General features: G+C 51.8%; 13 protein-coding genes, 3 tRNA genes and 1 pseudogene. 13 read left to right on the top strand and 4 right to left on the bottom strand.

Going from position 1 to position 9693, the window contains the following annotated elements; translation table 11 throughout:
• The 7 genes and pseudogenes from tnpA (at window position 1) to KGZ93_09355 (ending at window position 3144) form a co-directional block, all read left to right on the top strand.
• Window positions 1-316 (top strand): annotated as a pseudogene (tnpA, locus tag KGZ93_09385) (IS200/IS605 family transposase).
• A gap of 158 nt (window positions 317-474) precedes the next feature.
• The gene (locus KGZ93_09380; protein ID MBS3909812.1) at window positions 475-822 is read left to right on the top strand and encodes a phage terminase small subunit P27 family; all 348 of its coding nucleotides are present in this window, start codon (window positions 475-477) and stop codon (window positions 820-822) included.
• Between the two features lie 8 nt (window positions 823-830).
• On the top strand, window positions 831-1046 hold the full coding sequence (locus KGZ93_09375; protein MBS3909811.1) for a hypothetical protein: 216 nt from the start codon (window positions 831-833) through the stop codon (window positions 1044-1046).
• Between the two features lie 251 nt (window positions 1047-1297).
• Window positions 1298-1759, top strand: a complete 462-nt coding sequence (locus KGZ93_09370; protein ID MBS3909810.1) for a YccF domain-containing protein — start codon at window positions 1298-1300, stop codon at window positions 1757-1759.
• Window positions 1760-1854: 95 nt separating this feature from the next.
• A complete protein-coding gene (locus tag KGZ93_09365; protein MBS3909809.1) occupies window positions 1855-2379 on the top strand; it encodes a copper amine oxidase N-terminal domain-containing protein in 525 nt (174 codons plus the stop codon).
• A gap of 11 nt (window positions 2380-2390) precedes the next feature.
• The gene (locus KGZ93_09360) at window positions 2391-2900 is read left to right on the top strand and encodes a hypothetical protein (protein MBS3909808.1); all 510 of its coding nucleotides are present in this window, start codon (window positions 2391-2393) and stop codon (window positions 2898-2900) included.
• Window positions 2901-2997: 97 nt separating this feature from the next.
• The gene (locus tag KGZ93_09355) at window positions 2998-3144 is read left to right on the top strand and encodes a hypothetical protein (GenBank protein ID MBS3909807.1); all 147 of its coding nucleotides are present in this window, start codon (window positions 2998-3000) and stop codon (window positions 3142-3144) included.
• A 221-nt stretch (window positions 3145-3365) separates the two neighbouring features.
• Here KGZ93_09355 and KGZ93_09350 read toward each other — a convergent pair whose 3' ends face one another.
• The 3 genes from KGZ93_09350 to KGZ93_09340 form a co-directional block, all read right to left on the bottom strand.
• Window positions 3366-4799, bottom strand: coding sequence for an HD-GYP domain-containing protein (locus KGZ93_09350; GenBank protein ID MBS3909806.1), 1434 nt, complete (start codon window positions 4797-4799; stop codon window positions 3366-3368).
• Window positions 4792-5082, bottom strand: coding sequence for a hypothetical protein (locus KGZ93_09345; protein MBS3909805.1), 291 nt, complete (start codon window positions 5080-5082; stop codon window positions 4792-4794). The genes KGZ93_09350 and KGZ93_09345 overlap by 8 nt, the downstream gene beginning before the upstream one ends.
• A gap of 244 nt (window positions 5083-5326) precedes the next feature.
• The gene (locus tag KGZ93_09340; protein ID MBS3909804.1) at window positions 5327-6265 is read right to left on the bottom strand and encodes a hypothetical protein; all 939 of its coding nucleotides are present in this window, start codon (window positions 6263-6265) and stop codon (window positions 5327-5329) included.
• Window positions 6266-6554: 289 nt separating this feature from the next.
• On the opposite strand from KGZ93_09340, the gene KGZ93_09335 reads away from it, so the two are divergent.
• Complete coding sequence (locus KGZ93_09335) at window positions 6555-7121, top strand: hypothetical protein (protein MBS3909803.1); 567 nt, start codon at window positions 6555-6557, stop codon at window positions 7119-7121.
• Window positions 7122-7411: 290 nt separating this feature from the next.
• On the top strand, window positions 7412-7990 hold the full coding sequence (locus KGZ93_09330) for an ATP-binding protein (GenBank protein MBS3909802.1): 579 nt from the start codon (window positions 7412-7414) through the stop codon (window positions 7988-7990).
• Window positions 7991-8068: 78 nt separating this feature from the next.
• On the opposite strand, the gene KGZ93_09325 is transcribed toward KGZ93_09330, so the two are convergent.
• Window positions 8069-8368: an FmdB family transcriptional regulator gene (locus KGZ93_09325; protein ID MBS3909801.1), complete on the bottom strand. Its 300-nt coding sequence runs from the start codon at window positions 8366-8368 to the stop codon at window positions 8069-8071.
• Between the two features lie 239 nt (window positions 8369-8607).
• Here KGZ93_09325 and KGZ93_09320 point away from each other — a divergent pair.
• The 4 genes from KGZ93_09320 to KGZ93_09305 all read left to right on the top strand — a co-directional run.
• Window positions 8608-8689: transfer RNA gene (locus KGZ93_09320), tRNA-Tyr, on the top strand.
• 123 nt (window positions 8690-8812) lie between these two features.
• Window positions 8813-8885 (top strand) — tRNA-Thr (locus KGZ93_09315).
• Between the two features lie 52 nt (window positions 8886-8937).
• Window positions 8938-9011, top strand: a tRNA-Met gene (locus tag KGZ93_09310).
• Window positions 9012-9074: 63 nt separating this feature from the next.
• Window positions 9075-9693: GTP-binding protein (locus KGZ93_09305; GenBank protein ID MBS3909800.1), on the top strand; the 619-nt coding region annotated here is incomplete at its 3' end.

Below are 9693 nucleotides of genomic sequence, written 5' to 3'. Positions count from 1 at the left end.
TGTGTTTCATAATCTATGCCAAACAGCGTGAGAGTACCGTGTTGGAAGGACACATGATGGTAGATCATGTGCACATGCTAATTTCTATCCCACCGAAGTACTCGGTGTCCCAAGTGACAAGGTTTTATTAAAGGCAAGAGTGCGATTCATACGCCCTTGACTTTTGATGGGCGAACTCGCAATTTCACCGGCCAGAAGCTTTTGGGCACGCCGGCTTTTTGTATCAACAGTTGGCCGGGATGAAGAAGTGATCCGCAAGTATATTAAGAAGCAGGAAGCAGAAGAGAAAAGGTTGGATCAGCTTAAGCTGCTATAGTCGCCTTTAGGCGGCCCCAGCTTTTAAGACCGCTTTGAGCGGTTCACAATTCAAGCCCCCGGCTTTGCCGGGGGTATATGACTTAATATACGGCACGGCAAGGCGGGAAGACTTGAAGAGAAACGAATCTAAACCAAAACCAATCACCCCTAAGTGTCCTGGCTGGCTCCCTGCTGAGGCAAAAAAGGAAATGGAAAGAGCTGGCACCTGAGTTAGAGCGTTTAGGGTTGCTCACAATAATTGATGGATCGGCGCTCACTCTTCTTTGCTTTCACTACGGCTTAGCGGTTGATGCTGCAAAGACGCTCAAAGAGGAGGGCACTACAACGGTTGATGAGAGGGGGCTGACCCGCAAGCATCCGGCCTGCCAGATTCTAAGGGACAATAGCCAGGCATTCAAGCAGTACATGCAAGAATTTGGCTTGTCTCCATCAAGCAGGGCGCGGCTTGACGTGAAAGAGAAGAAAGAGCCGAGCGAGTTCTTAAAATTCTTTGGCGATCTATAGGAGGTAAGATGATACTTAAACATGCGCACGAGATAACGACAGAGGAACTTGGGGAACTGCCTAAAAAGTTGAACGAGCTGGTTGAGGAATATGCCGCTTCAAACCGGCCTTTAGCCTTCGTCCTCACCGATTTAATGGAGGCCATTTGCCAGGAACGCTTAAGCCGCGCCGTCCATGATGAAGCGCTGGCGCTTAAGCTATATCGCAACTGGCACGGGCACTAGAAAAGAGAGCGAAATTCTGCATCCTTGGCGATTGACGGCTTGAAGACCCACGCCCTACCTAAACGCACAAAAAACTGAAACTGGGCAACCGTTTTTTGACAGCCATAACAACCAAACTATAAAAGAGGTATTACTGTAATTATTGGCGAATTATCCTGAAGCAACTATTTATGAACTTGCTGATTTTTGCACAAGGGAACGCTATGTGTGTATAAGGATGGAGTTGTTGGTCAGGGAAGGTGATTGAAATGATGAGCCTAATTGGCAATTTTTTGTGGTTCGTCCTTGGTGGTATATTCCTGGGACTTGCTTGGTGGATCATTGGGCTTGTAGCCTACATATCGATAATCGGGATTCCTTGGGCCAAAGCGTGTTTTATAATCGGAACGTTCACGTTTTTCCCATTTGGCAAGGAAGCAATCAACCGGAAAGAGCTTACACAAAAGGATGATATTGGCACTGGCGACTTGGGGACTCTTGGTAATATCATATGGTTTATTTTTGCAGGGTTCTGGCTGGCAATCGGCCATGTAATCGCTGCCGTAATTAATTTCTTTACAATCATCGGCATACCTTTCGGAATTCAACATTTAAAGCTAGCGAGTATCGCAATTTCTCCGATCGGAAAAACTATTGTATCAAAGGACGTGGCAGCCGCCGCTCGTAAAACAAACGCAGAAGTCGCACTGGCCGCATTGATAGAAACAACCTAATATTCGTCTTAAGCCAGAGTTTCATCGAATTGAGTCGTTGATATTAGAAGGAAAGCTTTAAGGAGGGCATTATAAAAAGGTTTATTGCGGGCTTATTGGTCGGCATGCTTCTTGCCACAGCAGGGTCGGCTGTCGCCGCGACGCAGCGCATTCGAATTATCGTCAACGGTATTGAGCACCACGGCGATGTATATCCCGTTATAATAAACAGCCGTACGATGGTTCCGCTTCGCCTTATCGCCGAATCGCTCGGTGCACAGGTTGGATGGGACCAGGCGACAAAGACAGTAACTGTCAACACGACAGATCCGTCAGCACCAAAACAATGGACCAAGGTAACAGAGTTGAGCGGGTCAACTGACAAGAGGGGCGAACTCTTTACCTTAACTGGAGGGCAGGCACGCCTTACTTATAGCGTAAACGGCGATACAATGCCTGTATGCTCGATCTACGTAATGAAGGCGGGCACATCCCTTGAAAGCGATGGCGGATTCCCAGAGGTCTCGGTAATGGAGAATAAAAGCGACTCCACGATGCTCGTAAAGAGTGCAGGACAATATTACCTAGACGTGAAGGCGGCTAGCGCTAACTGGACAGTTACAATCGAGGAGTATAAGTAGAGAGGTGTAGAATGAGAAGTGCTGCACGTTATTTGGTTATCATCGCCTTGTTAGTGGCCACAACCGGCTGCTCGCAGAAGGCCGCTGTTACCCAGCAGGCGGCTAATAACCCCACGACTACAACCAAGCAAGCCGCCAAACCGGCCGAGACACTCAAAGCCGCTCAGGTGATCGATGCTTTCAAGAAAACCGGCATCCCGATTACCCAGACGATTGTCTATACCGAGGCGACCGACACCAATAAGCTCTTGGGGCGTCCCGGTCAGTATATCGAGAAGATCAACTGGGCCGATGGTCGAATTGAGCAGAGCGACAAGGCCAACCCGGTAGGCGGAACGGTCGAGATCTTTACCTCAGAGCAGGATCGTGCAAAGCGCTATAGCTACATTAAGCAGTTCATGGATAACCCCATGCTCGTGCAGTATATGTATGAGCATGGCCTGGCACTTGTGCGCCTTGATAAAGATATCACACCAACCCAGGCGAAGCAGTATAAAACAGCGCTGGACGCCCTACCGTAACACCGCAGTAGTAATAGCAGGAGTTATAGATGGCAAGTACTTGGATAAAGCCCAGAACAAATAAAAACGGTTCCAAAATATGGAAAAGGTGTCAACTATGGGAAACCTAACCAGAAACCTTTACAAAGCCGCCAGGATCTCCAACGACATCGAAAAGCTAGCAAGCGGAGATCCTAAGCGGATCGGAAAAAGGATATTGAATAAAAAGCTAGGGCGGTTTTTCGGTAAGTTCTTCTTAAAGTAAGCGAGTGCCATAGTACTATGAGCGTACAACCTCATCCGCAGACATAGCAAAACATAGTAGGGCATAGGGTTTAAAATATCACCATAATTGCAGGTAAATAAGGTAATTACCAAACATGGCAAAACATCGAAAGTTCCGTAGAACGGTCTCCGGAACCAAAGGTCGTAGGTTCGAATCCTACCGGGCGCGCAACATATTGTTACGTTTATGGGATAGTAGGCTTAGCAGGCGGCTTCCTCATCGTCGATGAACGCCTCTCCAATAAGCGCCCCAAGCTCATCAGCGGTTATTCCGACGCTGTGCCCAGGTGCTTTCTTCTTTTCAATCATGTTGACAAAATGGTCGGCGAGCAGAGGGTCGAATTGCGAACCCATGTTCTTTGTGATGTTATCGAGCGCTTGCTCGGTTGACATCGCTTGCCTGTATGCTCTGTCTGAAGTCATTGCGTCAAACGCGTCGGCTATTGAAACAATCCGCGCGAGGAGTGGGATACGCTCCCCACTTAGGCCCATCGGATAGCCGCTGCCATCATAACGTTCGTGGTGGTGGACGACAATGTCGGCGACGTTAATGAAGTGGTTGATGGGCTGCACTATCTCCAAGCCCTTACAGACATGCTCTTTGACGATAGCGTATTCTTCGTCTGTCAGGTGCCCGGGCTTGTTTAAGATGCTTCTCGGGGTGCCGATTTTGCCGATGTCATGGAGGCGTCCGCCAACGTATACTTTCTCAATTTGCCGCTTATCAAGTCCTAAATAAGACGAGAATTCGGACGATAGAACCGCCACGCTGTCTGAATGACCCCGGGTATAGGGGTCTTTAGCCTCTATGGCCTTCGAGAAAGATAGGGCGATTTTGAAATAGGCGGTGCGCAAATCATCGACGGATTTGGCATTGTCGGCGGCCATGGAAAGCCAACGACAGGCGTTGCCGATGAAGCTTCTTTGTTCGTCGCCGATGGTTATATCATTATTCGCGATAAACAATAGAATACCGATCGACCTTTGATTACTCGAGAGTTCCGCGGCTAGAACGTTATTAATACCGGCCAGCTTAAGTTTTTTGCACAATGGCAGTTCCTCGCAATACTCGGGGCTGCTTAGGGTGATAATATCCGAATTCAACATCGAAAACGCGAAGTAGATTGCCTTGGCATCGATCATCGAGAGGTCCGGGTCGAGTTCTCTGAACAGTCCTTCCGACCATATCGATTCGAGATATTCTTGGTCTTTTGATGCCAGATAGAGCGCTACACCGCTATAAGGCGTTGCCTTTAAGAGTTCGCCGAGCGTGTTTCTCGCTATTTCCTCAATATCAAGACTTTCATTCGCCCTGTTCCCAATGGTGTGAAGAACGATGAGTCTTTGCTGCTCGATTTCGAGCTGCTCCCGTTCGCTCGATTGGATGCTGAGCAGGAGACCGCCGATTAACAGCATTGGTATAACGCTGTTCGGATAGCTAATGAGAAGGTGATATATTGGTTGTTCCGTGTAAGCTAAGAAGAGTTCAAAGATATTGGTTAGGGCGTAGCCGAAAAGTACGGCTATCAGAATAGGTCGGATCTCCCGGCTAATCCGCCCATAGTGGTAAACGATATACCCGGCGCCGGTGAATACCAAAATTAATGTGATTAAGTGCGCCGATATATCAAGCATTTCGCTTATCCTTGAGACTGGTATTTCTTACTAGGGCTACTACGGCGACGATGCTTAAGGATTGGGTCGCGCCTGCGAGGATGTGTAGGAAAACATTGCCGGCATAGATCGAACCGACGTAGAAAATACTTGCTACGAGAAATAAAGCGACGCCGGCTAAGTAATAAGGATATTGGTCGTAGTGCTTTAGGCGCGGACGGTTTGCCAGCAAGAAAACGAAAGCGACAAGCGAAATGAGCAATTGGAAGATATGGCCGTAACCGTAAACATTTTGGTCTATCATCAAATGCAATCTTATCACCGCTCAAGGGATGTTTGTTTGCGTGCTTAGCTTATCTAATCGGACGCGGACAGCGGTTTCTTGATAGAAAACATGTATGTTGGAAAGAGATACGGTTAATGTGGCTTTTGATGGTCGGTGGAATAGAGAGTAGGCCTGTATCTTACCGGGCGCACCAGACAATGCGAAATAAAAAGATGCTTGGCCTGTCGCCAAGCATCTTTTTATTTGATTGCTCCACTTCGTTCTACCTCAACATACTCACCGCAGCGCATGCTTTGAACGCGAGGCCGCCGGTGGTCGCGCCGGTTAGACACAACTCTGTTTCGCCGGTCGGCAGGTTCAAGTCGGCTATATCGAAGTAGAGGAACACATCGGCCAGACCGTCGCCGTTCATATCGCAGGTAGTTTCGCGCACTTGCGCCGTGCCCCCGCCGTTAAGCTTGACGGTAGCCGGGTCGATGGTCGCGGCGTCGAATCCCGCGTTGCTATATAAAATGACGCGCAGCTTACCGGCACTTCTCAGATGAATGGTGTCGGGAACGATTGCCATCGCAACCTCTCTGGGCTGCCCTGTGGCGTCAGTCTTCGGCTGGATTCCTTGCGACAGGTCCGGTTGCGCCTGTGGGGCTGCCGGAGCAGGTACCTTAGCCTTTGTAGTGGTTGACGTTGTTGAGCTTACTGAAACGGAATTGGAGCTGTTTCCGGAGACATGAACGCCGGGGCTATGGCTCTCCACGACGTTTGAGACAACTGTCTTGGAAACGATGCTTACGGACTCGACGCTCGCTTGCCCGCCGCCGCTATGCGCGGGGTTTGCATCTGTGCCCGTCGAACCTTCTAAGCCCCCGCCGGATTCGTCGAAATCGACGTTTCCGTTGACAACCTCGTAGGAGACAGTCCCGTCGCCCGAGATTATGGTGACGTTTGAGGCGGAGCCTCCTTCAGCGCCCTCTCCCTGAATCGAAAGATTATTCTCGATCGCGATTGTGTGGCTTTCGCTTGAATAAGAGGCTGACCCATCGCTCGATGAGCTTGCGACCGAATAGACGACGGCCGCATCTTTTTCGTCGACGAACGACTCCGACGCGCTTTCGCTGGGCTCATCGGACAAGGCCGGAGAGGCGGCATATGTGACGAAGACTATCCCCAGAGAAAGAGCGACAGTCAACAGAAACCTTTTCAAACCAACACCTCCTTGTGCGCGCGCTAAGTTCGCCCGCGCGCTCTGTTGCGGTATCTTTACCGTTTGCGCTCTGTTCTAAACACGCATTTGGGGCGCGGGGTTGGCCGGTTCGGTGCGGCATAAGCGGGAGAGCCAGACCGAGACAAGGGACGTATCGGGCCGGCCGTGTTTGTCTGGCGTGGTGCGCGCCGGTGTTCTCCCGTTGTGCCTTTGCCGCAGGATTGGTAACATAACCACAGGGAAGTATACGTGTGAGACAGGGTCGCACCTGTTGATATAGGAGAAAGGGATGATCGGTGTGGCGACGCTTGAAGAGACAAAAGTACAACTCGAGCGCGAAAGCGTAATCGTTTCGGAGCGCGATGTTTCGGCGGCCAAGCTTGTGGCGCTGGCAAAAGGAATGTTCGACAGCGGCCGCGGCGAAGTCGAGGTCGTAGTAAAGGTGGGCAGCGTCCAAATAGGCTACATTGAATTGTATGACGCCGGCGGCGCGACAACCTTTGCCGAGGTATCCGATAGCGTCAAACTCAACCTCGCCAACCTGGAGTACTCAATAGACGAAGGCATGATCGCAGAATCGGCAACGTTGCAGGCGTCGAACCCCGGGGCGCGCGGCGGGCTTTATGCCTGGGTAAACACCGAGAGCGATTACTTCGATTTAAAGAATGAGCAGCGGAAGTCGGCTGTCGAGCAGCTCGATGCGTTGATTGCGGCGACCCGCTCCATAGCGGCCGCCACGGACGAACTCGACCGGCTCGAGTTCTTGATGAGGCCCACAGAACTCCATAGCGCGTTTCTTAAAGCGCTAATGGAGGCTAAAGGGTTGAAATTCGAGCGGACCGAGACCTCCCACTAAAGCGTTTGCCCGCCAAATAAAAGCGCGGCTTAGGAAACAAAAGGGGACGTTGAACAAAAGGGGACGTTGTTACGGATATTACGGATTCGGCCGACACGCCCCGCGCGCAAGGAAACAAACAAATTAAAAAGTAAAGACCTGACCCCATTTGCGACCCTTTTTGCGAAACGCGCAAGGAAACAAATAAACCCAAAAATAATAGCGGTTCGCGGAAGAAAAATGTTTAGGCCTCAAAGTTAGCGGGAATGAAATCAAGCAAGCGTTATATGAGTGCTTAAGGAGGGACTAAGATGATCGACAGACGGCTTAAGTTATTGCTTCCGTCGCAGCCGCGGAGCCTGACTGCGATCAGAGAGGAAGTCCAAGACATTATCTCGGGCACCGACTACGAAGTAAGGGGCCCGGATATCTTGGTGGTTTTATCGGAGGCCTGTACCAATGTTGTTCGGCATGCGTATGCGGAGGGTCACATGCGGCCTGTGATCGGGCTCGAGTGCGCTCTCGATGACGTGTCCCTCAAGCTGATGGTGCGCGATAAGGGCAAAGGGTTGACGTACCGCCTCGACGAGCCGGTATTTTCAGAGGAGGGAGGTTTTGGCCTCTTTCTGATGGACGCGCTCTCCGACGGATTCGAGTGCTATTCTTCGCCCGGTTTCGGGACCGTCATCGAGGCTTTGTTTAAGAACCCGAATCGGTCGACGGCCAAAGGCCGCGCGGCGCGCCGGCTTGCTGGGGACACGAAAGCTCCAACAACCTGGAAGAATGTGGTCAGCATGGTCAACCGCCGTAGCAAAGACCTCGATGGGGCCACCGACGAGCGCGCCGGCTGCAAGATTTTGTTCGATGATAGAATCCGGCACTATATCTGATTCTAATCGCGCGACTCGATATCGAACGCACAAGGCGACACGGACTCTGCAAGTCTCCAGGTCGGCCTTGTGTCGGCCTTAACTATCGTTCGAGGCTGTAGCGGTCGCGCAGCTCGAACAGCTCGAACCGTTTCCGCCGGGGTCGCATGTAGAGCCGCCCCCGTTGTCGCCGGCCGATTTCTCCTTGGCCGCGCGCCCGGGCGACTTGTAGTCGTTGACATGGAATCCGCTGCCTTTAAAGGCGATTCCGACCGGATAAAATAATTTTCTTACCTGCCCGCTACATTCCGGACAGTCCTTGATGCGCTCGTCGTTTATCGATTGCGTCACCTCGAAGGTGTGCTCGCAGGACCGACAACGATAACCATAGATTGGCATACAATCACCTACCGTACATTTTTATAAGAGATTCTAGCAGAAAACGGGGAATCTTGCATTAGGGGGTATCCCTATCGGGTCTGTCTGGGCCGGGGAAGTGCTGAAGTAGTGCGAGAATCGCGCGTACCGGCGTAATAGTTGTTTGTGTGTCGCCTCATCTAAAAGATGCTCCAAGCGGCGTTCGTTGACACCCGTGCGCTTTTCAATTACTATTTTAAATCGACTTAAGTCCTTTACGAGGAGGGATTCCCGAGTGGCCAAAGGGGACGGACTGTAAATCCGTTGGCGAAGCCTTCGCAGGTTCAAATCCTGCTCCCTCCACAGAAGACCGCCGCCGGCGGATTTTCTAGTTTTACGCGTTGCGCGCAAGATCGAAAGCCCGAAACGGTTTGAAATTGCGGCGCAAATCATTATAATAACCTTGTTGCAGGAAAACTGCATTGCGCCCGCGTAGCTCAGTCGGCAGAGCACTTCCATGGTAAGGAAGGGGTCAGCGGTTCAAATCCGCTCGCGGGCTCAGGCTTGTCCGGGGGAACGGCTTTGTAGGCCGGTTCTTTGGTTGGGCACATGGCGGTGTAGCTCAGTTGGATAGAGCACACGGTTCATACCCGTGGCGTCGCAGGTTCAAATCCTGCCACCGCTACAGAAAAACCGCCGGCGGCGGTCTTTCCGTTAGCTATGTGAATTTCACAGGGAGGAAAACTATATGGCCAAAGCTAAGTTCGAAAGAACCAAACCACACATGAATATCGGGACCATCGGTCACGTCGACCACGGCAAGACGACGCTAACCGCCGCCATTACCAAAGTACTGGCGGAGAAGGGGCAAGCGACATTTCGTTCCTTCGACTCGATCGACAACGCGCCGGAAGAGCGCGAGCGCGGCATCACCATCGCCATCGCCCACGTGGAGTACGAGACGGCCAACCGCCACTACGCCCACGTAGACTGCCCCGGCCACGCCGACTACGTAAAGAACATGATCACCGGCGCGGCCCAGATGGACGGCGCCATCCTCGTGGTCTCGGCCGCCGACGGGCCGATGCCCCAAACCCGCGAGCACATCCTTCTCGCGCGGCAAGTCGGCGTCCCCTACATAGTCGTCTTTTTGAACAAAGTCGACATGGTGGACGACCCCGAACTCCTGGAACTCGTCGAGATGGAAGTGCGCGACCTCCTAAACGAGTACGAGTTCCCGGGCGACGACATCCCGATAGTGCCGGGCTCCGCGCTAAAAGCGCTCGAGGGCGACGAGGCGGAAGCGGAAAACATCATCAAACTAATGGAAGCGGTAGACTCCTACATGCCGACCCCGGAGCGCGATA

It is taken from the genome of Actinomycetota bacterium (assembly GCA_018333515.1).
Classification (GTDB): domain Bacteria; phylum Actinomycetota; class Aquicultoria; order Aquicultorales; family Aquicultoraceae; genus Aquicultor.
Note: the sequence above shows the minus strand (reverse complement) of the source record. Positions and strands in the feature narration are given on the sequence as shown.

Excerpts from the sequence above, each read along its gene's own strand:
- KGZ93_09375 (MBS3909811.1), top strand. The coding sequence starts at position 831 with ATGATACTTAAACATGCGCACGAGATAACGACAGAGGAACTTGGGGAA.
- KGZ93_09370 (MBS3909810.1), top strand. The coding sequence starts at position 1,298 with ATGAGCCTAATTGGCAATTTTTTGTGGTTCGTCCTTGGTGGTATATTC.
- KGZ93_09360 (MBS3909808.1), top strand. The coding sequence starts at position 2,391 with ATGAGAAGTGCTGCACGTTATTTGGTTATCATCGCCTTGTTAGTGGCC.
- KGZ93_09355 (MBS3909807.1), top strand. The coding sequence starts at position 2,998 with ATGGGAAACCTAACCAGAAACCTTTACAAAGCCGCCAGGATCTCCAAC.
- KGZ93_09350 (MBS3909806.1), bottom strand. The coding sequence starts at position 4,799 with ATGCTTGATATATCGGCGCACTTAATCACATTAATTTTGGTATTCACC.
- KGZ93_09345 (MBS3909805.1), bottom strand. The coding sequence starts at position 5,082 with ATGATAGACCAAAATGTTTACGGTTACGGCCATATCTTCCAATTGCTC.
- KGZ93_09335 (MBS3909803.1), top strand. The coding sequence starts at position 6,555 with ATGATCGGTGTGGCGACGCTTGAAGAGACAAAAGTACAACTCGAGCGC.
- KGZ93_09330 (MBS3909802.1), top strand. The coding sequence starts at position 7,412 with ATGATCGACAGACGGCTTAAGTTATTGCTTCCGTCGCAGCCGCGGAGC.
- KGZ93_09325 (MBS3909801.1), bottom strand. The coding sequence starts at position 8,368 with ATGCCAATCTATGGTTATCGTTGTCGGTCCTGCGAGCACACCTTCGAG.